Origin of the sequence: Lactobacillus sp. ESL0791 (genome assembly GCF_029433255.1) — a bacterium.
Lineage (GTDB): Bacteria > Bacillota > Bacilli > Lactobacillales > Lactobacillaceae > Lactobacillus.
Genome location: NZ_JAQTHU010000001.1, coordinates 301604 through 323861 on the forward strand (window position 1 = coordinate 301604; position 22258 = coordinate 323861).

General features: G+C 40.1%; 26 protein-coding genes and 1 other annotated feature. Of the genes, 13 read left to right on the forward strand and 13 right to left on the reverse strand.

All coding sequences use genetic code 11. The features are described from left to right. Nucleotides 1-2: 2 nt before the first annotated feature. From PT285_RS01515 to PT285_RS01530, 4 genes are read left to right on the forward strand one after another with little or no spacing between them, the layout of a single operon-like run. The gene (locus PT285_RS01515) at nt 3-506 is read left to right on the forward strand and encodes a PTS sugar transporter subunit IIB (RefSeq protein WP_277147306.1); all 504 of its coding nucleotides are present in this window, start codon (nt 3-5) and stop codon (nt 504-506) included. Between the two features lie 29 nt (nt 507-535). Further along, complete coding sequence (locus tag PT285_RS01520; RefSeq protein ID WP_277147308.1) at nt 536-1399, forward strand: PTS sugar transporter subunit IIC; 864 nt, start codon at nt 536-538, stop codon at nt 1397-1399. A 2-nt stretch (nt 1400-1401) separates the two neighbouring features. Next, a complete protein-coding gene (locus tag PT285_RS01525) occupies nt 1402-2244 on the forward strand; it encodes a PTS system mannose/fructose/sorbose family transporter subunit IID (RefSeq protein WP_277147310.1) in 843 nt (280 codons plus the stop codon). 19 nt (nt 2245-2263) lie between these two features. Further along, on the forward strand, nt 2264-2569 hold the full coding sequence (locus tag PT285_RS01530; protein ID WP_277147312.1) for a DUF202 domain-containing protein: 306 nt from the start codon (nt 2264-2266) through the stop codon (nt 2567-2569). A 77-nt stretch (nt 2570-2646) separates the two neighbouring features. Here PT285_RS01530 and PT285_RS01535 read toward each other — a convergent pair whose 3' ends face one another. After that, a complete protein-coding gene (locus tag PT285_RS01535) occupies nt 2647-3411 on the reverse strand; it encodes a DeoR/GlpR family DNA-binding transcription regulator (protein WP_277147314.1) in 765 nt (254 codons plus the stop codon). Nucleotides 3412-3583: 172 nt separating this feature from the next. On the opposite strand from PT285_RS01535, the gene hxlA reads away from it, so the two are divergent. From hxlA to PT285_RS01550, 3 genes are all read left to right on the forward strand, one after another. After that, a complete protein-coding gene (gene hxlA / locus PT285_RS01540) occupies nt 3584-4216 on the forward strand; it encodes a 3-hexulose-6-phosphate synthase (RefSeq protein WP_277147316.1) in 633 nt (210 codons plus the stop codon). Between the two features lie 12 nt (nt 4217-4228). Next, a complete protein-coding gene (gene hxlB / locus PT285_RS01545) occupies nt 4229-4792 on the forward strand; it encodes a 6-phospho-3-hexuloisomerase (protein ID WP_277147319.1) in 564 nt (187 codons plus the stop codon). A gap of 154 nt (nt 4793-4946) precedes the next feature. Then, complete coding sequence (locus PT285_RS01550; protein WP_277147321.1) at nt 4947-6191, forward strand: SLAP domain-containing protein; 1245 nt, start codon at nt 4947-4949, stop codon at nt 6189-6191. A 104-nt stretch (nt 6192-6295) separates the two neighbouring features. Here the strand turns inward: PT285_RS01550 and PT285_RS01555 are convergent, their stop codons facing one another. Then, nucleotides 6296-6952 carry a hypothetical protein gene (locus tag PT285_RS01555; protein WP_277147322.1) on the reverse strand — a complete coding sequence of 219 codons (657 nt, stop codon included), beginning with the start codon at nt 6950-6952 and terminating at the stop codon, nt 6296-6298. A 62-nt stretch (nt 6953-7014) separates the two neighbouring features. On the opposite strand from PT285_RS01555, the gene yaaA reads away from it, so the two are divergent. Further along, nucleotides 7015-7776 carry a peroxide stress protein YaaA gene (yaaA, locus tag PT285_RS01560; protein WP_277147324.1) on the forward strand — a complete coding sequence of 254 codons (762 nt, stop codon included), beginning with the start codon at nt 7015-7017 and terminating at the stop codon, nt 7774-7776. Nucleotides 7777-7846: 70 nt separating this feature from the next. After that, complete coding sequence (locus PT285_RS01565; RefSeq protein WP_277147326.1) at nt 7847-8446, forward strand: histidine phosphatase family protein; 600 nt, start codon at nt 7847-7849, stop codon at nt 8444-8446. Nucleotides 8447-8695: 249 nt separating this feature from the next. Here PT285_RS01565 and PT285_RS01570 read toward each other — a convergent pair whose 3' ends face one another. The 4 genes from PT285_RS01570 to PT285_RS01585 form a co-directional block, all read right to left on the reverse strand. Then, nucleotides 8696-9637 carry an aldo/keto reductase family oxidoreductase gene (locus tag PT285_RS01570; RefSeq protein ID WP_277147327.1) on the reverse strand — a complete coding sequence of 314 codons (942 nt, stop codon included), beginning with the start codon at nt 9635-9637 and terminating at the stop codon, nt 8696-8698. Between the two features lie 508 nt (nt 9638-10145). Next, nucleotides 10146-10427 carry a type II toxin-antitoxin system YafQ family toxin gene (locus PT285_RS01575; protein ID WP_277147329.1) on the reverse strand — a complete coding sequence of 94 codons (282 nt, stop codon included), beginning with the start codon at nt 10425-10427 and terminating at the stop codon, nt 10146-10148. Next, on the reverse strand, nt 10424-10693 hold the full coding sequence (locus PT285_RS01580; RefSeq protein ID WP_277147331.1) for a type II toxin-antitoxin system RelB/DinJ family antitoxin: 270 nt from the start codon (nt 10691-10693) through the stop codon (nt 10424-10426). The genes PT285_RS01575 and PT285_RS01580 overlap by 4 nt, the downstream gene beginning before the upstream one ends. Nucleotides 10694-10766: 73 nt before the next feature. Then, nucleotides 10767-11405 carry a DNA-3-methyladenine glycosylase gene (locus PT285_RS01585; protein WP_277147333.1) on the reverse strand — a complete coding sequence of 213 codons (639 nt, stop codon included), beginning with the start codon at nt 11403-11405 and terminating at the stop codon, nt 10767-10769. 41 nt (nt 11406-11446) lie between these two features. Between PT285_RS01585 and PT285_RS01590 the strand changes: the two genes are divergently transcribed. Next, nucleotides 11447-11806, forward strand: coding sequence for a DUF488 domain-containing protein (locus PT285_RS01590; RefSeq protein WP_277147335.1), 360 nt, complete (start codon nt 11447-11449; stop codon nt 11804-11806). Here the strand turns inward: PT285_RS01590 and PT285_RS01595 are convergent, their stop codons facing one another. The 4 genes from PT285_RS01595 to asnA all read right to left on the reverse strand — a co-directional run bounded on the left by PT285_RS01595 (nt 11807) and on the right by asnA (nt 14929). Continuing rightward, nucleotides 11807-12583 (reverse strand): TerC family protein, encoded by a 777-nt coding sequence (locus PT285_RS01595; protein ID WP_277147337.1) that lies wholly within the window; start codon nt 12581-12583, stop codon nt 11807-11809. Beyond that, entirely contained in the window at nt 12584-13084 is a 501-nt protein-coding gene (locus PT285_RS01600) for a methylated-DNA--[protein]-cysteine S-methyltransferase (RefSeq protein ID WP_277147339.1), read from the reverse strand. An 8-nt stretch (nt 13085-13092) separates the two neighbouring features. Next, nucleotides 13093-13797, reverse strand: a complete 705-nt coding sequence (locus PT285_RS01605) for an NAD-dependent protein deacylase (RefSeq protein WP_277147341.1) — start codon at nt 13795-13797, stop codon at nt 13093-13095. A 118-nt stretch (nt 13798-13915) separates the two neighbouring features. Continuing rightward, nucleotides 13916-14929, reverse strand: a complete 1014-nt coding sequence (gene asnA, locus PT285_RS01610; RefSeq protein WP_277147343.1) for an aspartate--ammonia ligase — start codon at nt 14927-14929, stop codon at nt 13916-13918. Between the two features lie 57 nt (nt 14930-14986). Further along, nucleotides 14987-15232: a binding site (T-box leader), on the reverse strand. Between the two features lie 122 nt (nt 15233-15354). On the opposite strand from asnA, the gene PT285_RS01615 reads away from it, so the two are divergent. Further along, nucleotides 15355-15840: a hypothetical protein gene (locus PT285_RS01615; protein ID WP_277147344.1), complete on the forward strand. Its 486-nt coding sequence runs from the start codon at nt 15355-15357 to the stop codon at nt 15838-15840. A 157-nt stretch (nt 15841-15997) separates the two neighbouring features. After that, nucleotides 15998-18088, forward strand: a complete 2091-nt coding sequence (locus PT285_RS01620) for a BspA family leucine-rich repeat surface protein (protein ID WP_277147346.1) — start codon at nt 15998-16000, stop codon at nt 18086-18088. Nucleotides 18089-18142: 54 nt separating this feature from the next. Here the strand turns inward: PT285_RS01620 and PT285_RS01625 are convergent, their stop codons facing one another. The 3 genes from PT285_RS01625 to PT285_RS01635 are packed head-to-tail and all read right to left on the reverse strand — an operon-like array spanning nt 18143 to nt 21364. After that, nucleotides 18143-18901, reverse strand: coding sequence for a matrixin family metalloprotease (locus tag PT285_RS01625; protein WP_277147348.1), 759 nt, complete (start codon nt 18899-18901; stop codon nt 18143-18145). A gap of 30 nt (nt 18902-18931) precedes the next feature. Beyond that, the gene (gene cls, locus PT285_RS01630) at nt 18932-20389 is read right to left on the reverse strand and encodes a cardiolipin synthase (protein ID WP_277147351.1); all 1458 of its coding nucleotides are present in this window, start codon (nt 20387-20389) and stop codon (nt 18932-18934) included. 30 nt (nt 20390-20419) lie between these two features. After that, a complete protein-coding gene (locus PT285_RS01635; protein ID WP_277147352.1) occupies nt 20420-21364 on the reverse strand; it encodes an alpha/beta hydrolase in 945 nt (314 codons plus the stop codon). A gap of 73 nt (nt 21365-21437) precedes the next feature. On the opposite strand from PT285_RS01635, the gene PT285_RS01640 reads away from it, so the two are divergent. Continuing rightward, nucleotides 21438-22217 (forward strand): ribonuclease H family protein, encoded by a 780-nt coding sequence (locus tag PT285_RS01640; RefSeq protein ID WP_277147354.1) that lies wholly within the window; start codon nt 21438-21440, stop codon nt 22215-22217. Nucleotides 22218-22258 lie beyond the last annotated feature (41 nt).

Consider the following 22258-nt stretch of genomic DNA (forward strand, 5'->3'; position numbering starts at 1 on the left):
AAATGACAATTTCACTGATTAGAGTGGATGACCGAATTATCCACGGCTTGATTACCACGCGCTGGGCCAAGGAACGCCCATGTGACGGCATTATTGCGATTAATGATAAGGCTGCCACCAACCCGATTTTGAAATCTGCTTACAAATCGGCTGGTGAAGATCAGGGTAAAAAAACTTTTGTGTGGACAATGGAGCACTTTGCACAAGTTCAGGATAAGGTGCTTAATTCTAAGACACGTTACTTCCTGATTACCAAGAGTCCACTAGATATGAAACACATTCTAGTCGACATGAATTTTGTGCCAAGCGACCAAAAAGAATTGATTGTCGGGCCCGGTAACGACCGGCCCGGTGCAATTAAATTGGGCAGCAATCAGTCTTTTACACAAGAGGAAGGTGATGCCTTTGAAGCAATTAGTCAAAAAGGTTATAAGGTTCACTTTGCACTTCTTCCCGACAAGCAGCTAGGCTATTGGGATAAGTTCAAGGGAAAATTTGGTTATTAAATTTTTTTTAAGAAAAAGAGGGAGAAAAAATGCAAATAAGTTGGTTACAGGCTGCGATTTTGGGTTTGTTTGCCTGTTTATGTTCAAATTCCTGTATGGCCGGGCAGGCAATCGGTAATTATACGATTGGGCGGCCATTAGTTGGTGGCCTTGTCTGCGGGATTGTTTTAGGGAATATTCCTCTGGGCATCGCCTGCGGTGTTGCCACACAGCTGGTTTACATTGCGTTAGTTACCCCCGGCGGTACGGTTGCTGCCGATGTGCGGGCAATTTCCTATATTGGGATTCCGCTGGCAATGGTGGCAATTACTTCTCGGGGCCTGAACCCGATGGGAACAGATGCCGCTAATATGGCAAAATCTCTTGCTACATTAGTAGGAACTGTTGGTTCGGTTTTGTTCTATGCAGTTGCTTTCATGAACTTGATCTGGCAGGCTTTTGGCTGGAAAGATATTCAAAAGGGTAAACTGGATCGGCTCTATGCGGTTGATTTTGGCTGGCCATGGCTGTCCCACCTTGTATTTTCATTTCTGCCGACATTGTTGATGACACACTTTGGTGCACAAGCCGTTACTGCGCTGCGGGATGCTTTGCCGATGGATGGTATCCCGATGAAGACTTTGTTCACGGTTGGAGCAATGCTTCCGTGTGTCGGAATTGCGATCTTGCTGCGGCAGATTATCAATAAGGCACTTGACTTTATTCCGTTCCTTGTTGGTTTTACACTGGCTGCTTCACTGCATCTGAATTTGGTTTCAATTACGATTATTTCCTTATTATTTGCCGCAATTATGTATGAAATTGAAATGGCAAAAGGTTCAAATAATGGCGGCTCAGCGACAGTTTCTGCTTCGGAAACAATAATTGATGACGATGATGAGGAGGACATTTAATAATGGATGTAAAAAAGAAGAAAATAAGTCATAAAACCCTGAGCAAATCATTTAATTTATGGTTCTGGGGCGCACTAACCTGTTTCTCACAGGAGCACATGCAGACATTTGGTTATTTGTGTTCGATGCTGCCGATTATTAAGGAATTATATCCTAATGATAATGAAACTCAGCAGAAAAACATTCAAGCATACACGGCCTTCTTCAACACCAACCCGATGCTGGGTTCGGTAATCATTGGCACAACTGCCAGTTTGGAAGAAGCGCGGGCAAACGGTGCCGGAATTGACGGGCAGACGATTAACGATATGCGTGCCGGTCTGATGGGGCCTATTGCCGGTATCGGCGACTCGCTGATTGATGGTACCTTGATTCCGATTTTGCTGGGAATTGCGTTAGGAATGTCCAGAAATGGGTCACCTGTCGGGGCAATTTTCTACATTATTGTTTGGGACTTAATTGCTTACTTTGGACAACGTTTCCTTTATTTCCGCGGCTACAAGCTGGGCGACCAAGCGGTTGGCTTCTTAGTTGGTAAGCAAGGCAAGGCTGTTCGCCGGGCAATCGGAATTGTCGGCGGGATGGTAGTCGGCGGCGTTTTGGCCACTTGGGTCAACGTTACGACCTCCCTGCAGCTAAAAGACACAACCGGGCATGTTTTCCTGAACCTACAAAACCAGCTTGATGGAATTTTTCCGGGAATTTTAACCGTAATTGTCACATTGTTCTGCTGGTGGCTGATGGCCAAGAAGCACGTTTCAGCAATCTGGACGATGATTATTCTAATCGGTGTTGCCTTAGTTGGTGTTGTCCTTGGCGTATTCAACCCAGGTCTGAAATACTAAACGAAGAAGGAGGATGCAAATGACAATTGAAGAGTTAACGAAAGGCTACCAAAATGAAGTGGAATACCAAAAACACATGCTGCGTAATCTTCAGTATTGGTTTCAGCTTTTCTTCACAGTCAGTGCAATCGGTGTTGTGTTAATTTACTACTTTCATGCAAAAACCGTCTGGCTATTTGCCCTTGGAATCATCCTCCTGGTTATTGGAATTATCGGCATGCTGATTTTTGGCTATGGTCAATGGCGCGGCCGGCAGAATGTCAACCTGGTAATTGATGATTACCAAAAGAAAATAGATTATCTTAATCAAAAAACTGAAAAATAGCATAAATTAAAAACCTCTATATTTGGATCAATAAAATGTAGAGGTTTTAATATGCATAAGTTTGTATTTTTAAGGTACTAAGCCTTAGATATAACTACTGCTACTCTCTTTTCTAACTTAGTCAACGAATCTTTGGGAAGACTTCTGTCAGTGATTAAAATATCAATATCATTCCAAGAAGAATACTGACTCAATGACGCATAAACAGCTTTTGAACTATCAGCTAAAACGATACTTGTTTGGCAATTTTTGATCACTTTTTGCTTTATTTGTCCGTCATTAAAACTGTTAACCGTTGGCCCCTGATGCTCAGCAAAGCCGGAAGTTCCTAAGAAAGCAGTATCAATTTTAATTTCATCCAAAAATTCTAAAGTTTGCGCTCCCATAATCGACATTGTGGCTGGATCGACAACCCCGCCAAGAATAATGATGCGATTTTTGCTGCCTACAAGCTCGTTCACAATTGATATTGAAGAGGTAAGAATAGTATAGCCAGTCATATTTTTTAGCTTTTTGGCTAACCACAGCAGAGTGCTCCCGGCATCCAGAAAAATAACTGAGGATTTTGGCATGTATTCAATTGCTTTATTGCAAATTGCTTTTTTTTGCAGTTGGTTAACCGCCATTCTTTTTTCGATGGCGGGAATATTAAAATCATTTTTGGGCATCACTGTTCCATACCACTTAGTGATTTTTCCCTTTTTTTCGAGACTTAAAATATCTCTTCGGATGGTTTCTCTTGAAACAGCAAACTTAGCAGCCAGTGAACTTATTTTGACTGCACCATTTTCTGCAATGTATTCTTGGAGTTTTTTTTCTCTTTCCTCAATTTTGTTTGACATGTGCTATTCTCCTCAAAACAGCGATTAGTTATTAAAGTTATCCTAGCTAATGAATACCAAAAAAGCAATCGTTTAAAATAATGTGTAATATTGCAATAAAAAATTGCATAATAGCACAAAAGTGCTATTATAACTTGTAAAGAATTTAACAAGTTGTAAGGAGGAAAGATAGATGAAATTGCAATTGGCACTTGATGACATTAGCTTGACTGATGCGTTGAGTTTGGGTGAAAAAGTAAGAGATTACGTTGATATTTTTGAAATTGGCTCACCGTTTATTATTGAGGAAGGAATGCATGCGGTGCGCGCCTTCAGAAAAAAGTTTCCTGAAAAAGAGATTTTGGCGGATACTAAAATTGCTGATGCTGGTGAATATGAAGCAGGCTTGACTTTTGCGGCCGGCGCAGATTACTGTACCGTCATCGCAATTACCGATGACTTAACAATTAAGGCTTGCATTAATGCAGCGAATAAATATGGGAAAAAGGTTTTTGTGGATACCATCAATGCTTCTGATTTAAAAAACAGAATTCCGAAATTAGAAAAAGAACTGGGCGTAAACAGTATCAGTGTCCATGTTGGGGTTGATGAACAGGCAGCAGGACAAACGCCATTAAATGCCTTAAAAGAAGTTAAGGAAATCAGTCAGGGATCATTAATTTCTGTTGCTGGCGGGATTAAGCCGGCAACCATAGATCAATATGTTGCTGCGGGTGCAGATATTGTGATTGTTGGCGGCGGAGTTAATCATGCCGAAGACCCGGTTGAAGCAGCAAGACAGCTTTCAGAAGCAATTCATCAATAGAGGTTAAATAATATGAAATCAGAGAAATTAGCAGTTATTTCGCAGGAAATCGCAAAATATAGTCAAAAAATAGATGATGAACAATTGAAACAAGTAGCAAAATTGTGCCATCAGGCAAAGCGAATTTTTGTTGCGGGTGCAGGCAGATCAGGTTTTGCTGCAAGGGGCTTTGCCAACCGTTTGATGCAGCTGGGATTAACTGCATATTTTGTCGGTGAAACAACGACCCCTTCGATTCAAAAGGGTGACTTGCTTGTGATTGGTTCTGGTTCTGGTAGTACGGGGAGCCTTGTGGTTGATGCCCAGAAGGCAAAAAAGTGTGGTGCCCAAATTGCAACACTAACAATTTATCCGGATGCGACAATTGGTAAATTAGCTGATGGATCAATCATTATCCCTGGTGAAACGCCTAAAAATGAATCCGTTGATCATGATACTGCTGAATCAATTCAGCCAATGGGAACATTGTTTGAGCAGCTGAGCTGGCTCACTTATGATGCAATTATTTTGGAATTAATGGAATTAACGGGTGAAACGTCTGAAAGTATGTTTCCCCGGCATGCCAATTTGGAATAGAACTTTTGAATTGATCTCGGCAGTATTTAAGGACTAGTATTATTTTTAGCAAATTATATTTGCAAACAATAAGATTTATCTGTTTTCTTTGAATTGCTGTTTTTCTATACTAAAGATGACCAAATTATTTAGTTATATTACTTGAGGTGATATTATGAAAATTGGCAAAAAATTCATATTAGGGATAATTGTTAGTGCTTTAGTGGCAACACCTGTACCAGTCAACCTAAAGACTGTGTCTGCAGCAACTACAAATACGATAAAGTTAGTTCATGGAGCGTATGTTTATAGCAAAAAAGGCAAGCGGTTAAGAACTTACCTTGGTAGTAAATATAAAACCCACTTTCACGAAGGAGCTGTAGTAAAATATACAGGCAAAGTTGAACCTATTCAACGCAATAGTAAACATTTTTATCTATTAGACAACGATAATTACAATCAATCGTGGCTACCTTATAAAAAAGTCAAAGGAAGTTATTATTATAGCATTGGACATGGAGGGTATATTAACGCGGCTAATGTTAAGCAAGTTAATGGTCAACCACTATATATTTCTGAAACGACTGTTAAGGCAGATTTAAAAGCAGCCGATAACAAGCCAATTACGCTTGGAACAGATAATAAAGTTACTATTAAAAATAATCAATCAATTAAAGTAGATTACGTTGCTTCAGATATCAGTGGTAACGGTACAGCAAATTATTACCATATATCAAATACAAAGGATGCATTTATTGTTGCTAGATATATTAAAACTAAACCGCGACAAAGATTAGCTACACAAACAGAAGATACTTATATTGAATTCATTAAACCAACTATTGCTTATAATTTCCAAAATATTCTTAACCCAAGTAATAACAGTAAAGTTGTTACAATTGATAAAGATTTGGTTGATTACAAACAAGTAATTGAATTACTTTATATTTGGGTACCACAAAATAATAAAGCTGAACTATTTTATCGCTTAGGATCTGCTACAATACATGACACAGTAGATGTAACTGATGCTATTGACAATAATCTTTTCTATATCAAAGCTGAAAATGTTAAATATGTTTCAGGACCACAACTTACTCCAATTAATACAGCTGAAGAAGCAAAAGAAGATATAAAAGTGGCTACTGAAGCTGACAAACAAGACTTACAAAAAGCAATTGCTCAGGAAGCTATAGTTAAAGCTGCAGCTAATTATAAAAATGAAGAATACAGTGGGTATGCTGACGAGTATGATAATTATCTTGCTAAAGCTAAAGAGGTTTATGCCTCAAAGGCAGCAAGTGGAGTTGAGGTTAAGCAGGCGCTGTGGCTTTTAAATAAGGCTCAACAGACTTTGCTAAATATGACTCCAGAAAAAGCTAATTCTGATTTAGTTGGTAAAATGCCGGCTGAATATTAATTTCTTACTAAAACATGGTACGGATGTTGCCGATGTCTACTTACTTTGATTTTGAATGTAATGAAAAATGAAGCTCTATTTTTGGAACTTCATTTTGTTTTTGACTAAAATTTTGTTTCCTTAATATCATCTTCCGGACGGTGCGCCTGAATACGGACAACCTGCCACGAAAATGAATTATTAGGCTGATCTAGCACAATTTCCAGCTGTCCATTTTTAAAAGTAAATTTTGGTTCGATGCGCTTTTCAATCATTTCGATGAGGTTGGGGTCCTGTTCTAAGCCATTAACCATTACTTTTTCTGGCAGTGGGCTTTTCAAGAAGATGTATTTTTGGTAAGGCATGTGGCGGTTTTCTAAAATAAAGCCGTCATGGTCAACCGTTAAGCTGCTTAGTTGGCCTTCGTTAAAAGCATGACCGAACATGTGCATCCAGCTGTTGACTACTTTAAGTGTTTCTTTGGCGGCAGCGGCAATCTTTCCGTCTTCTTCAATTTCAATATTGATAATTGTCGGCTGACCGTTTTGACGGCTCGCCATCATTGTGTCGATGACATTTGCCGCATTTAAATTTGTCCCATAGGTGCTGTTAAGCAAGTGGATGGTATATTTTGCGCATGCTTTCTTGAAATTTGCCGCTTTCGTATCAGCGCTAATTGCGCGGGCACCAATGTCACGGGCGGTTTTGACTAAAGAATCAAAGTCTATGTTCTTGGCGTTTTTTAGTTTAAAATTTAAGACGATAGCAAAATCGGGATTCATAAAATTATCTCCTTACATAGATTACTAACTAATTTTACCTTAAAAGGCAGGAAATACGAAAGATGAAAATTATTATCTCACCGGCAATGAAAATGAAAGTGAACCAAGATACTTTTCCAGTACAGTCACAACCAGTTTTTCTAGAAAAAACGAAAATTCTAGAGGAATTCTTGAAAAACCGCAGTTATGATGAACTGAAAAAAATTTGGCATGCAAGTGACCGGGTTATAAGGGAAAGTCAGCAGCAATTAGAAGTGATGAATCTGACCAAGGGATTGACGCCAGCGGTGTTGTCCTTTTCCGGCATTCAGTACCAATATATGATGCCGGATTTGTTTACTAAGCCAGCTCTTACCTATCTGCAGAAAAATTTCTGGATTTTATCTGGCTTTTACGGGGCTTTGCGGCCTTTTGACGGAGTTTGTCCGTACCGGCTAGAAATGAAGAACAAGTTGATGGGCTTTACTGACCCAAGTTTGTATAAATTCTGGGGCAGCAGTATTGCTGATCTTTTGTTTAAGGATGACAATGTGATAATTAATTTGGCATCTAAAGAGTATTCCAAAGTAGTTGCACCGTATTTAAACGGTAAACGCCAAATGATAGCCATTGATTTTCAGGAAAAGAAAAATGGTACCTGGAAGACAGTCGGAGTTCATGCCAAAATGGCTCGCGGCGAGATGAGCAAGTTTATCGCGGAAAAACAATTGACACGGCCTGAAGAACTTCAAGATTTTCATGATTTTGGTTTTCAATTTGAACCGAAAATCAGCACAGCCGATCATTTTATTTTTCGAACTAAATTTGATTTTAAAAGACATTAAATCTCGACTTAAAAACTGCTTTAGTAAATAGTAAAATAGAAGTATTGTGTTAAGAATAGAGGTTTATTTAATGGAGATAGTTTTTGTGCGCCACGGTCAAACTGCTTTAAATAAGAAAAATTATTTGCAGGGTGCTTCTGTTAATCTCAGCTTGGATGAAGATGGGAGAAAGTACGCTGAAAAAGCTGCTGCCCACTTTGATCCTAGTGAGTTTGATGTTGTTTATTCCAGCCCGTTAAAACGAGCTGTAGAAACGGCCAAGATTTTTACTAAAGGACAACGAGATATTATTTTGGATGAGCGGCTGACTGAATTTGATTTCGGCGAATGGGATGCGAAATCGCTGCCCGAAATCCGAAAAAAATATCCGGATGCGATCGATCCGTGGGGCAAGGTTAATAAGCATTTTATTAAGTACGCTAAAAAAGGTGAAACTTTTCCAGATTTTGATAAACGCTGCGGAGTATTTTTAGACGATATGGCGCAGAAATATCCTGAAAATAAAGTTTTGGTTATCTGCCACGGAACATTAATTAGGATGATGGCGGCCCATTACCTGACGCATGGCGACATGAATCATTTTGAGACAATCGATAACTGTGCTTTAGTCAAGTTTTCGGTGCGTGATGGTGTTGCGCGGATGAACTATTATAATAGAAAGTTAATATAAAAATTGCTTTATTATCAAGAATGAACGTAGAATCTAGCGAAAGTTAAATTATATAAAATATTTAGCTGCTCTGATATTGTTATATTAGATAATGGATAAATGTAAAGGTAAAAGTGATGTTAACCAGAACATATTATCTTTATATAAAAGTTTTTTTGTTGTTCTTACTAAAGCCGTAGAAAATAAGTAATTTAAAATAGCCCTAGCAGAAGGAAAACTCTGTTAAGACTATTTGTTTTAGATCAATTTTTACGGTAAATCGTTTCCTGCAGCTAAATAGATGTCATACCATTCTTGGGCAGTCAATGCGATGTCTGCGCCTTTGGCACTATCAATAATATGTTCAGGATTCATCGTGCCGATAATGACTTGGATTTTTGCAGGATGCCGTAAAATCCAAGCGGCGGCAATTGCATTCTTGGATGCACCTTTTTGGTAAGCCAGTTTTTGCAGGGCGGCGTTAACTTCGGGGAATTTTGGATTGCCGATAAAATTGCCTTCAATTTGCCCATACTGGAAAGGTGACCAGGCCTGCACGGTCATCTTATGCAGGCGCGAATAATCAAGAACGCCGCGATCGTGATCAATGCTGCGCTCATCGGTCATGTTGGTGTGAATGTTGAAATCAATCGGTCCTGTATGCATAACGCTGAACTGGAGTTGGTTGATTAATAATTTTTGGCTCAGACCTTGTTGCAACAGTTCAACCTGCATGGGGTTGAAGTTGGACACGCCAAAGTGGCGCACTTTTCCTGCTGCTTGTAACTCATCAAAAGCGGCAGCAATTTCAGCAGGATCCATCAAGGCATCCGGCCGGTGCAAAAGCAGGCTGTCAAGATAATCAATTCCCATGCGGCTCAGAATGTCGTCAACAGCATTAATAATATATTTTTGGGAAAAATCGTAGCGCGTGGTTTTATAATTTAAGTCGGGATTTTCGTAAATGCCGGTTTTAGATTGAATATAAAAATCGTCACGCGTCAGTAAAGATTTTTTGAAAGCCTGACCAAAAATTTCTTCAGATTTGCCATGACCATAAACATCGGCCGAATCAATATAGTTAATGCCAACATCGTGCGCAGTTTCCAAAGTTTTGACCGCTTCGTTAACGGTTAAGGCGTTCATGCGCATGATACCCAAAGCGATGGCCGAACCTATAAAGTTAGTGTCACCAATTTTAATTTGTCTCATTAGATTGCCTCCCTGTTTTTACTTCTAGTATAGGCTTATGATAATTTTTGTGTTGCGATAAGAGCTTTATATTTAAAATATCATAAATAATCTCATTAATCTGGTATAGTTAAATTAATATTTATGGAATAAAAGGGAGGAAAACTTAATTGTAAAAGTAATAAAAATTTTTTCAGTTATTTTGGAAATGCTTGGAACATTATTCGGATTATGGCTATTTTTTAATGAGATTGGCGGACTTAGGAATCCTGACTTTGAATTACGGACCTATAGCATAATTTATGTTATTACTGGCTTGTTATTGATTGTTGGCTGCATTTTTCATGTTATAGAGAAATTCAACATGTTATTATTTCCCTGTTATTAGTAGTTGTCCTATTATTTTTAGATTTCTTAAATGGCGATTTTCTACATAAATAGTTTAATTTATGAAAAACTCCTAATTGCCTAATTTCATCTAGCATTTAGGAGTTTTGGTAAATATTGAAGAACTAATACTTTTGAGCATTTATGATTTAAATAAATTAGAATGAGAACCTGTTCTGGTTAAAATTAGGACTAAAATTTCATCGTCTAATTTATAAATCAACAACCAGTCAGGTGCAATATGACATTCACGCGTGCCGGAATATTCGCCTGTTAATCTATGATCTTTAAATTGTTCCTTAAGTTGTTTGCCTTCTGCTAATTGCTCAATTACTTGATATAACTTTTCTATGTCTTGGTCTTGTTTGCGTGCAAGTTTGAAGTCTCTTTTAAACTGCTTGGTAAATTTAACCTGATATTTCATTTTTCAAGTGCTTTGCGTAAATCTGTCATATTGTCATAACCAACTATATCTGCATCTTTTGCAATTTTTTCTGCATCCTTAATTGCTGTTACAGTTTCATAATTTGGTTTTAGTGTCAATTTGAACGGAAGTCCATTGTCTCTAATAGTTTGGCGTAAGAAAATATTGATTGCTGTTGACATATTTAATCCTAATTCATTAAAAATATGTTCAGCTTGCTTTTTAACTTCTTTATCCGTGCGAATATTTAAATTTGCTGATGTCATAATATTGCCTTCCTTTTTGGTTAATAATATGATTTTATGTTGTTAATGTCAACATTATGCAATGCAAATTACATTACAATTGCTGCCATCCGTTATCTTCTGCATAATCCCGTTTCTTCATTCTTGAAACATAAGAATTGCCGCCAACAAAATAGCGCAGCGGCTTGTTGGCCCACTCAGGATCATCTTGGTTAACACCGATGCGTTTATCTGTGATGATTTTTTTGGCTATTTTCTTATTTTTATCATCAAGATCGATTGTAAATGGGGAATCAACTAACAAGTGTTGATCCCAAATCTTGTTGTGAATGCCCAGAGCCTGCATCATTTTTGCTGGTCCGTTGGTTAATAAAACGCCGCTTTTACCGCCGCGATTATCAATCATTTGCTCGATGCCCCAAACGGGGTCAATTGCTCTGATTAAAATTCCCTGTGGTTCATTTTTTGCCTGGGTTGCAACGTCGAAAAAGAAATATTGTCGCTGGGCATAAATATAAATCGTACCGCCCGCGCAGTACAAGCCTTCGTTTGCCGGACTGCGGCGGCCGCCATAAGAATGGGCCGCGCGGTCATTTTTACCTAAATAAGCTTCGGCTTCAACGATGTAGCCGCCTAAGATCTCTTTGCCATCGTTAAAAGTGAGCGGCCTGCCAAGCAGGTCCCTTGTGATTTCTGCTGTTGAACGGTTAGTAAAATAAGTTGAATAATTCATTTTGTCTTTCTCGTAGTAAACTTTAATTTGAGGTGAAAATTATGCATGAAATTAAATTAGTCAGAATTTATGACCATGATCAACCGGTGGGTTACCGTATTTTAGTTGATCGTTTATGGCCGCGCGGCATTAGTAAGGTCAATGCTAAGTTGGACATGTGGGCAAAAGAGATTGGTCCAACTAAAGAGCTGCGCCAATGGTTCAATCATGAAGATGAAAAGTATCCAGAATTTAAAAAGCGCTACTTGGCTGAACTTGCTAACAATGATTTTACACCCGACTTCATCCAGTTGGTACAGGTCCAATTAAAAAAGCAGGATGTGTTGTTTTTGTTTGGTGCCAAAAACAAAGAACACAACCAGGCGGTTGTGCTTAAGGAATATACTGTAAGTCAGTTTTGATTAGTTACTGCTTTTGTGTTTTGCCCGCAAGAAATGAAAAATAATCGTGATCCCCAAAATGCTGAAAACAATTATGGCAAAAACTGTATTTGGCAGTTCGAAATTCAGCGGCGGCAGTGATAACAGCAGCTTGAGAGCGATAATCGCGATTAAGACATAGGCCATCGGCTGCAGTTCTGGAATAATATCCATTAATTTAATAATAATTTCGGCAACGCCCCGCATACACAGAATGCCAATCATGCCGCCAATCAGCACAATAACAGGATTGTTGGAAACAGCTAGTGCGGCTAAAACAGAGTCAATGGAGAAGACAATATCCATTGCTTCAATTGAAATAACTGTCCGCCAGAAGAGAGAAAGCCAGTGCTTTTTCTTCTTTTTTTGCTCGTGCGCAATTTTTACTTGCGCGTTTTTTGCTTTAGCTGTCGCTTTTTGTGGGTGCCGCTCATCGTAAAAGAATTTCCAGGCCAAATAAAAAAGGTAGATGCTGCCGGCTAATTTGATTTCCCAAAAATTAATCAGATAGGTGCCAATACCAATCACGATAAAGCGGAAAAGATATGCGCCCCAAAGACCATAGAACAGCGACTTTTCCTGCTGCTTTTTCGTGGGCAAAACTTTGGTTTGTGCAGCTAACACGACCGCATTGTCAACGGATAGCAAGCATTCCATCAGGATCAAAGTTAGGATTACCATCCAGTCTTTGCCGCTGGTTAAGACGTGCAGCCAGTTGCTTCCACTGAAAAACGGGGCATACATTTTAATAATTGCCATCTACAAATAACTCTTTTCTAAATTGATTAGCTGTCTTTTTTCTTCCGGACCTAAGCGATAATTACCAATTTGACCGCTGGTAAGAATCACACGGTGGCAGGGAATAAAGAAGGGAACAGGATTGCGCGCGACAGCGTGGGCAACTGCGCGCACAGCCAGCGGCTTACCTACTGCTTGTGCCAAGCTACCATAACTTATTGTTTTACCATAAGGAATTTTGGCAACATGTTCAAGCACCTGACGCTGCCAGGGCGTGCCGAACTTGCTGATATTAATTGGCACGGTGAATTTTTGCCGTTTACCAGAAAAATATTCGGTTAATTCTCTAATATAAGGTGCAAGCATTTGCGAATCGTGCAGTAACTTTTCTTCGTTAGGATAAAAATTGGCAATGTCATATTTAGGATCATTCTTTTTGCCAACATAGACTAATCCGGAAGTGTCGGCTGCCAAGCAATATGGTGTGCTGCCGATTTGTAAATAATCGTAATAAAAGGTCATTGCGGGTATTAAAGCTTGGCGAAAACATCCAAGGCATCACCGATAATGGAATTGATGCCGGAAGCCGGAATTTCCGTTTTGTTGATAGCCCAGACCTTGGCCCCTGCCTGCTTGTAGGCCAGCAGTTGGGCAAAGGGATAAACTACGAAACTGGTGCCGGAAATAATGATTAGGTCGGAATTTTCCATGGCATTAACCGACCTGGACAAATTGTCGGGATTGATTGCTTCACCATAAAGGACAATTCCTGGACGAATGATGCCGCCGCAATCCTTGTGTTCATAGCCTTGAGCATATTCTTCGTAGGAAACCGCCTTTTGGCACTTGGTGCAATAAATATTGTAGAGGCTGCCGTGAAATTCGGTCATGTGCTGGTTACCTGCCTTATGGTCCAAGTTATCAACATTTTGGGTAATCAAGTCGCCTTTTTGGTTGCAGATTTGGGCAATTTTTTTGTGGATCAAATTGGGCTGGGCATCAGGAAAGTACATGTTTTTCATGACAAAATCATAGAAAAATTCTGGACGGTGGTAAAGGGTTTCGTCACTCAAAATTGTTTCCGGACTTTCGGACACACCGTCATAGATTCCGTTTTTGGAGCGGTAATCAGGGATGCCGGAGTGGGTGGAAACGCCGGCACCGGTTAAAAAAGTAATGTGGTTAGCATCCTTAATATCAGTTTGTAATTGGGTAATTTGCTTAGAATCAATCATAATTTTCTGCCTTTCTAAAAAATAATTACTATCGTTAAGTTTACTACAAGAGTTTGCTTGAGGGCTAACTTCTTGTGCAATAGAAAAGCAACGCCTGCACGACGTTGCCTTTTGTTTCTTATAAAATTGGAATATGGTGTTCACTGCAGGCTTTAAGTGTGGCTTCTGGCCAGATGCTGGCCTGGACCTCACCAATGTGAGCCTTGCCGAGTAGAAGCATACACAAGCGTGATTGACCGATACCGCCGCCGATTGTGTATGGCAGTTCGCCAGCAAGCAGCATTTTGTGGAAAGGCAGCTTGGCCCGCTCTTCGCAGCCCGCCTTTTTCAGCTGGGTGCGAAGGCTTTCAGGACTAACGCGGATACCCATCGAAGAAATTTCGATTTTTTGTTCTAGCGGTTCGTACCAAAAAATGATGTCGCCGTTTAATTGCCAATCATCGTAATCGGGGGCCCGGCCATCGTGCGGCTTACCGCTGCGGCTTAACTTGTCGCCGATTTTCATTAAGAAGACGGCCTTCTTTTCTTTGGCAATCTTGTTTTCGCGTTCTTCGGGACTGATTTCCGGCCACCTGTCTTCCAATTCCTGAGTGGTGATAAAATGGATTTTATCAGGCAAGCGGTAAATTGAGCCCGGATAGCGTTTAGTACTCTCTTTTTCAATTTCTTTGATTGCGGCAAAAATTTTTTCGACAGTTGCCTTTAAGGTTTCTGTTGTTCGCTCCTCTTTTTTGATGATTTTTTCCCAATCCCATTGGTCAACATAAATTGAATGGAAATTATCTAAGTCTTCATCACGTCGAACGGCGTTCATGTTAGTGTAAAGGCCTTCGTGCATTCCAAAGCCGTATCTTTTCAGTGCCAACCGTTTCCACTTGGCAAGAGAATGGACAATTTCAATCGTGTCCTCCTTAGGCAAAGCTTTCATGTCAAAGGCAACTGGGCGTTCAACACCGTTGAGATTATCGTTAATCCCCGTGCTTTTTTCGACGAACATGGGTGCAGACATTCTTTGCAGGTTAAGCTTGTCGGCCAATATTTGTTGAAAGTGTTCGCGGATAAAAACGATTGCGGCTTCGGTATCGCGAATGCTTAAAGTTGGGTGGTAGCTTTTAGGTAAAATTAGGGACATTTTCTTTTCCTCCGTGAAATCGTGAGGCAAAGAAAAAGCCCTTTGCCCCTAAACTTAATCAAGGACGAAAGGCTTTTTCCGCGGTACCACCTAAATTGCCCAAAACTTGGGCCAACTCAATAAAGCACAAACATGCTTTACCAGCGAGGTAACGTACTGGCTACGTCTCTGCTTACTCTAATAATTTTATTTCAGCGAGCTGCTAAAAGTGTTTTTCAATAATTCAGGGTCTGCTAACTTCTCACTATCGTTAACTCACTTGAAAGAGGTAAATTATCTACTCTTCTTTTTCATTGCATTTAAATTTAATAAATATTAAACAACTTTTTTAATCATAATGCAAGTAAAAACTAATTTAAAATCTTAAGCAAACGAAGAATTACAAGTCTGTTATAATAAAACAAGAATTATTTAGGAGAATACACATGACCGAAACGGCAATTTTTTATCTTATTATTGATGCTTTATTGATTGCGTACGCCTGCTACAGTTGGTACTGGCAGGCAAATATCGAATTGCGGGGAACTTATCGCAGTTCGTCAATTATTTGGGCGCTGATTTTCATCTGGATTGGGTTTATGTGGAATTACCTGGAAAAGGGTGATCAGAGTCTTAACTTTTTCTTAGCGCTGTTTTTACTGACTAGCATTATCGATGGCTTCGCTGGTTTTGCACCTAAGCGGATTGTTGTTTCCGGCTATTTTAAGCGAACGATTCGCTATTCCGAAGTTGTCACTGTAACTTTGATCGCAATGCCCGGTGTGAAAAAAGAAAACGTAATTTGTCTGGTGACGACAAAGAAAAACCGGCAGTATTATATCCGCTTCTCTCAGGGCGTGAGCAAGATTGTTTCCGTCTTAAAGAAGTATGTCAAACATGATATTCAGATTGAGATTCAGAACATCATGTAAGAATAATAGATGACGAAAAAGCAAGCACTGTTGCAGGTGCTTGTTTTTAAAATACGCATTAGCATTATTTGTAATCGTATAGATAGCAGTGTGGTTAGTCACAATTGTGCTACAATTAATAAAAATCGTATATTTAGTTTTCTATTAGGAGAAGATTATGAAAACAAAAAAACGTTTTAAATTAGTTGCAGTGAGCCTAATTGCTTTGCTAGCTGGTGGCGTCAGCCTCACTTTTACCGATCAGCCGGTTGCTGCTGCACATCGTACTACAATTAGTTCTAATCTAACAGGAACAGATGGGCAGTGTATGTGGATATTTAATAAGAAAACGGCCACTTTAACGATTAAACCTGGAACTAAGGGCGGCATGATGTCTTCAACGCCAGTTTATAAGTGGGCTTCGACTGGAAAGAATTTGGTCGGCGTTAAACACCTGGTTTTCACTAAGGGCGTTGCGTTAGCTCCAGATTCTAAAAGTAAATTTAGTGTGCCAGAAATTGACGGGGATGATGACAATGAAATTAAAACTCCGCTGGATGACTTGCAGGATGTTTCCGGGCTAAGTAACCTTGATACTAGCCAAGTAACTAATATGAGCGGCCTTTTTTCTAACACCGGAATTAAGAGCCTTGATCTGACGGGATTAGATACCAGTCATGTTACCGACATGAGTGAAATGTTTGCCGATTGTCAACAGCTTGCAAACTTGAATTTTGGCGGTATTGATACCAGTCATGTGACGACGATGGCGAGAATGTTTTATGAATGTGGCAAGCTGAAACAGCTTGACCTTGGCGGTCTTAATACCGCTGGTCTTCTTGATATGAGCAACATGTTTAACTATTCCGGGTTGGAGCAGGCCGATCTATCTAAATTGAATACTAGTCAGGTAACGGATATGTCGGAGCTTTTCTCTGAATGCTATCATTTGCAAAGTATTAATCTTGGTAATATTGATACGGCAAATGTTACCAACATGAGCAACATGTTTGCTGAGTGTCCTAAGCTGTCCAGCATTGATGTGTCAAAATTAAATACCAGTAAGGTTACGGAAATTAATGGAATGTTTCAGAATAGTACGAGTTTGACTAATCTTGATTTACATAGCTTTGATACGCACAACATGACAGAAATGGGCTATGTTTTTAATGGCTGCAGTAACTTAGAAAGTGTTAATCTGTCTGGTTGGGATACAAGCAAGGTCACTTTTGCTTGGAACCTGTTTGCTAATTGCAAGAACTTAAAAGCAATCGATCTGTCTAACCTTGATTTTAGTAATGCGACTGATGTTCGAGGAATGTTTGCAAATTGTTTTTCGTTGTCTAAGCTGGACTTGACAAAATTTAATATCAGCAAGGCTCAGAAAACGGCGGGGCTCCTTGATAATACGGGTGACTTTGCCGGTTTTACGCTAATACTGGGGAAGTACCCGCTACCAAGCGACAATCAGGTTGGTATTAATATGAATCATATCCAAATAGCTAATAGTTCCAATTCTTCAGAGCTGACGACTGCCGAACTGCAAAAGGATGTAACTGTCCCTGCAGACCATGGCAAAACTTATGTAATGTCGCGGACGCCTGTTGCCCAAGTTACAAAAAAGTTAACGCATAATGCTTATTTATATGATGAAAATGGCCAGCGCCGTGATAAACACATAGTTTTGCTGGCTGGTTCAGCGGTTGTGACTTATGGCAGCCCAGTAACAATTAATGGCAAAAAATATTATGATTTTGGTAATCAAACTTATCTTGATGCGGCCGATGTTGCTGATAAAACCACACGCAAGCTCAAGAAAACTACTAGCGGGATAAATTTTGACAAGTTTCGTAACCTGCGTAAAGCCGAAATTATTCCTGGTAATTCGAATCATGGCTCAAATGTCTATGTGCTTTATATGAATGGCCAGTTGTATACAGCTAAAAATATGGTGGTAGTTGATGAGCAGGACTATGTTTTTAGCCCAGATTACCGAATTAATCAAACCGAATTTAACGGTGAACGACAGAATCTTATTCATAATGCTTATCAATATAACAGGAAGGGTCAACGAATAGGCAAAAAGTTATTGGCTAAGGATGGTGATGATTTCTACACCTTTGGTGCACCGATTAAGATTAAAGGCAAAAAGTATTACAAGGTTAATGCTGCAGTTCCGAATACGATCTATGGTTATTCTAGTTTAGCTTTTAATAAATATCTTTATATTAAGGCGGCTAATCTAATTGACATGGGTAAGAGTAAATAAAGTATTAGACAGTTGAAAAAGCAAGCACTGTTGCAGGTGCTTGCTTTTTTTAACTTATTTATAAAGTATGGCCAAACTTTGAATGTATTCCTGATCTAAGATTGGCTTGGTAGAATCTGCCTTGTATTTAGTATTGGCGTCATAGGTAGCCTCTGCATTCATGATGCTAGAAGCAGGGTTATGCTCTAATCCTAGTGCGTGTCCCAGTTCGTGGGCAAATATTATTTTGTAATAATGCTGCTCCTGCCCCAGTGTATGGCTGCCTGCCTTAGTGAAAATGGCATTGATTGAATTCAGGTAGATACTCATAGCGGCATGCTCGTTGAGGTAGAGCCCCTTAGATTGCTCGTGGCTGTAGCTAATACTGGTATCTGCACAATGACTGTTATTTTCATCATTGTTAGTTGTATCCACAACTGTAATGTCGGCATCACCGACTGTTGCGACCAGTTTGACCAAGTCCAAGTCGTTAATTTGTTTAATGACTTGTTCAAAAACTTCTTGCTGCTCGGACGGCAGGGCGGTATCGTCATAAGTAATTGTGGTTTTAGCAAAAGCATGTGTAGACAAATGGTATTGACTGATTATTTCAGGGGTAAAGTAGCTAATTTTCGGTGTAGCAGCGATTGTTGCGGTCGTTTCATCTTCGTACAATTCCGTTTGTTTTTTGACGGCACGCTGTTTCTTCTTTTTCCGTTTTTGCTTTTTCGTTTTTTTAGCCGCGACTACGGTATTTGCCTGCATAGTGGTCAGCGGCAATGCACCGCTGATCGTTAATACAGCCATCAGCGAAATTAGATAATTCTTTTTCATCAAAAATCAATCTCCTTTAAGTAATGTTTGCTATAGAATTGGCGATAGCATTCGGGAAAAACTCTGCAGAGTTTTAAGCCAGCGCCCCTGATTCTGGATCATTTCTTGTGTCAGAAGCGTTGAATCTTTCATGTCATCTTCAAAGGACGCTGCCACTTTTTTTGTAAATTCTTTGTCATAAAAAACCGCAATATCTTCAAAATTGAGGTCATAGGAGCGGTAGTCCTGGTTCATTGAACCGACAGTTGAAAACTTATCATCGACCACTATCGTCTTGGCGTGAATAAAGCCCTTATTGTAAATATAAATTTTGACACCGTAACGTGATAATTCGTTGGCATACCACTGCGTTGCGCGGTAAATGAAGGGATGGTCGGGCATGCAGGGAATCATGATACGTAAATCAACGCCTGACATAGCAATTGTCTGCCAGGTAGCAAACATTGAATCATCGGGAATCAAGTAAGGGGTTTGAATCCACAGCCGTTTTTTCGCTAAGAGCATCAAGCGGGAAACACTGTTGCGCATGTACGGCTCATAGCGATCCGGACCATCCGACACAATTTGCGTTGCCACATCGCCGGGATGAATTTCACTTTCGTCAAAATCGGGAAAGAACAGTTGGCTGAAAGTGATCACCTGATTGTCTTTTTGGATGGAAGCATTCCAGTCCATGACAAAACGTTCCTGCAAAAGAAGTGAAGCCGAACCCACAATCCGCACCTGGCTGTCGCGCCAGTAACCGAATTTCTTTTTGCGGCTGAGGTACTGGTCGCCGATATTAAAACCGCCGGTCCATGAAGTTTTACCGTCGATTACAACGATTTTGCGGTGCAGATGGTAATTGATCCGGTATCTGGAAATCATGTTGCGCGAGGTAATGAACGGCAAAACCTGCCCGCCAACTTTGCATAATTGGTTGAACCAAGCTTTGGTTGCACCTAATGAGCCCCAGGCATCGTAAAGCACACGTACCTGCAAACCCTCCTTGGCTTTTTTAATCAGCAGGTTAAGAAATTCATTGCCGATATCATCATTATAGAAAGTGTAAAATTCAATGTTGATTGTCTGCTTAGCGTGCTCAATATCCCTGATCATGTCGTTGAACATTGGCCGACCGTCGGTATAAAGCTTAACTTGATTGTTTTTGCTTAAAGGTGACTCGCCGTTTTTGTTAAGCAGGCGAATCACCATATCCGCCTTGTTAGAAGTGTCGGACGGACTGGTTTTTCGTGGCGCCTGCGTGATCGATCTCTGCACATTGCGCAGGCCGATATGGTGCTGCCTGTTGATGGCAAAGAGGTTTTCCTGCGAAATTCCCCGGCCGAAAAAGCCGTAGGCAATCATGCCGATTACGGGAAAAACAAGTAAAATAATTAACCAGGCCCAAGTGGTGGAAACGGACCGGCGCCGGTGAAAGACGATATAAAAAGCTAAGATTGTGTTGGTGATAACTAGTATGCGCCAGATATTATGTAGCAGTGACACGGAACCCCTCCAAATAAATTTTGGTGATTACTACGAATTATGAGAATTTTTGAGACCGATAAATTCATCAATCATGTTGATGACAAACGGATTGTCATGCATCCAGCTGTGTTCCGCGTATTTTTCACCGCGAATTTCAACTTCGTGGTAAGAATGAGCGTTAGCTGCTAAAATGTAACGGATGCTTTTGGCGGAAATAACCGAAACGAACCTGTCAGTGTTGGTGTTGTTTAAAACATTACCATAAATGTTTAAAACGGAAATATTAGGATTAAAATGCCGGCGCCGCATCATCAAGTAAAGGTAGTGCGGGTTAATCACGCTGGGCCGCCCATTTTGGTTAAGACCGTTAACATTCGGAATGTCCCCCAAGAAAGTTACGCCATCGAACGGTCCCGCGACAAATGCACATTTGATTAGGTGCGGGAACTTAGCCTTGCGGTAATATTTCATTTCTGTTCGGACAATGCAGGGACAGCCAAGTGAATGGGCCACGGCACTGTAATGTGAAAAATTGTATTTTTGGGCTAAAAAAGGCAGAACAAAACTTAAATAATAATCAATACCGTAAACACCGATGATTCGCTGCCGGAAGACAACCTGAACGATCGGGTTGCGATCGCCGGTCCAGGTACCCTCTAATTTGAAATTGCCGAGCAAGTCGGCGGTAATCTTTAAGTATTTGCCATTTTTCTTATCTTTACACGCGGTTTTGACCATTACTTCGGTGGTGTAATCGCCGCCGCGAAAGCCGTGAAAATAGATTACCGGTATCTGTTCAAAGGAACCGTGTTTTTTTTCAATTACGGCTTCATCTTCAATTTGCCGATGATGCATTTTTAGGAAAATTCGGGTGGGAGCGAATGTGGCAAGAATTGCCAGGGAAATCATGTTAAATTTGCTGGGCTCTTCAGAAAGATTATGCTTGCGGTTTTTTTCCGCTTCTTCTTTATATTTTTTACTATTGAAGAACATACGCCACCACCTTAAAATTAACAATAACTATATTCTAACATTGACCATTGCTTTTAGTGAATGAGAGGTACATATGAAATTTTATGCAGTAAAAAAGGGTCGCATTCCCGGCATTTATCGCAGCTGGGATGCCGCTAAAAAACAGGTAGACGGCTTTTCAGGGGCCGAATATAAGTCATTTAGCAAGATTACTGATGCCACCGCCTATCTGGATTGGGACGAACAGACTCAGAAGAAAATTTTACAAAAGGGCGAGGACACATTGCAGAACGCAATCAAAAAAATTCAGGCGGAAAGTAAACGAGTAAAACAACCTGCTGCGGAAACATCTAAGCGTGTCAATAAAAAAAGCAAGGTAATAAATAGCAGCCCCGGCGATTATTTTGCTGTGACCTATACCGATGGCGGCACCCGCAACACCGGAAATTACAAAGGCGGTCATGTGCGGAAAACCGATAAGGCTGCCTGGGCCTATCTGATTGAGTGGAACGGCCAGGAAGTTCATGGTTCAGGCGGTGAGTTTGGTGCGACCAACAATAAAATGGAACAAACAGCACTGATTATGGCACTGAAAAAGTTGCTTGAACTTGGTTTTAACAAACAGCACCTGCTGTTTGTGCTTGATTCACAGTATGTCTTGAATGCAATCAATAAAGGATGGCTTAAATCATGGAAAAGGCGCGGCTGGAAACGCGGCAAAGGTAAGCTGGCCAATGTTTTGGAATGGCAGCAGCTTGAGCAGCTGCTGAAACAATTTCCGGACAGTCAGTTTGAATGGACGAAGGGCCACGCTAATAATCGCGGAAATGAATTCGTTGATCACACCCTGAATGTTTTTATGGATCAAATGTAAAATCATTTTGCCAGTACCATAGTTCTATTTGCCTAGAAATA

Coding starts and splice junctions, on each gene's coding strand:
- PT285_RS01635 (WP_277147352.1), bottom strand. CDS start 21,364: ATGTTCTTCAATAGTAAAAAATATAAAGAAGAAGCGGAAAAAAACCGC.
- PT285_RS01530 (WP_277147312.1), top strand. CDS start 2,264: ATGACAATTGAAGAGTTAACGAAAGGCTACCAAAATGAAGTGGAATAC.
- PT285_RS01620 (WP_277147346.1), top strand. CDS start 15,998: ATGAAAACAAAAAAACGTTTTAAATTAGTTGCAGTGAGCCTAATTGCT.
- PT285_RS01535 (WP_277147314.1), bottom strand. CDS start 3,411: ATGTCAAACAAAATTGAGGAAAGAGAAAAAAAACTCCAAGAATACATT.
- PT285_RS01515 (WP_277147306.1), top strand. CDS start 3: ATGACAATTTCACTGATTAGAGTGGATGACCGAATTATCCACGGCTTG.
- PT285_RS01565 (WP_277147326.1), top strand. CDS start 7,847: ATGGAGATAGTTTTTGTGCGCCACGGTCAAACTGCTTTAAATAAGAAA.
- hxlB (WP_277147319.1), top strand. CDS start 4,229: ATGAAATCAGAGAAATTAGCAGTTATTTCGCAGGAAATCGCAAAATAT.
- PT285_RS01605 (WP_277147341.1), bottom strand. CDS start 13,797: ATGATTGATTCTAAGCAAATTACCCAATTACAAACTGATATTAAGGAT.
- PT285_RS01625 (WP_277147348.1), bottom strand. CDS start 18,901: ATGAAAAAGAATTATCTAATTTCGCTGATGGCTGTATTAACGATCAGC.
- PT285_RS01570 (WP_277147327.1), bottom strand. CDS start 9,637: ATGAGACAAATTAAAATTGGTGACACTAACTTTATAGGTTCGGCCATC.
- PT285_RS01600 (WP_277147339.1), bottom strand. CDS start 13,084: ATGACCTTTTATTACGATTATTTACAAATCGGCAGCACACCATATTGC.
- PT285_RS01550 (WP_277147321.1), top strand. CDS start 4,947: ATGAAAATTGGCAAAAAATTCATATTAGGGATAATTGTTAGTGCTTTA.
- PT285_RS01590 (WP_277147335.1), top strand. CDS start 11,447: ATGCATGAAATTAAATTAGTCAGAATTTATGACCATGATCAACCGGTG.
- PT285_RS01585 (WP_277147333.1), bottom strand. CDS start 11,405: ATGAATTATTCAACTTATTTTACTAACCGTTCAACAGCAGAAATCACA.
- PT285_RS01575 (WP_277147329.1), bottom strand. CDS start 10,427: ATGAAATATCAGGTTAAATTTACCAAGCAGTTTAAAAGAGACTTCAAA.
- PT285_RS01640 (WP_277147354.1), top strand. CDS start 21,438: ATGAAATTTTATGCAGTAAAAAAGGGTCGCATTCCCGGCATTTATCGC.
- yaaA (WP_277147324.1), top strand. CDS start 7,015: ATGAAAATTATTATCTCACCGGCAATGAAAATGAAAGTGAACCAAGAT.
- PT285_RS01520 (WP_277147308.1), top strand. CDS start 536: ATGCAAATAAGTTGGTTACAGGCTGCGATTTTGGGTTTGTTTGCCTGT.
- PT285_RS01580 (WP_277147331.1), bottom strand. CDS start 10,693: ATGACATCAGCAAATTTAAATATTCGCACGGATAAAGAAGTTAAAAAG.
- PT285_RS01555 (WP_277147322.1), bottom strand. CDS start 6,952: ATGAATCCCGATTTTGCTATCGTCTTAAATTTTAAACTAAAAAACGCC.
- PT285_RS01525 (WP_277147310.1), top strand. CDS start 1,402: ATGGATGTAAAAAAGAAGAAAATAAGTCATAAAACCCTGAGCAAATCA.
- PT285_RS01595 (WP_277147337.1), bottom strand. CDS start 12,583: ATGGCAATTATTAAAATGTATGCCCCGTTTTTCAGTGGAAGCAACTGG.
- PT285_RS01615 (WP_277147344.1), top strand. CDS start 15,355: ATGACCGAAACGGCAATTTTTTATCTTATTATTGATGCTTTATTGATT.
- asnA (WP_277147343.1), bottom strand. CDS start 14,929: ATGTCCCTAATTTTACCTAAAAGCTACCACCCAACTTTAAGCATTCGC.
- hxlA (WP_277147316.1), top strand. CDS start 3,584: ATGAAATTGCAATTGGCACTTGATGACATTAGCTTGACTGATGCGTTG.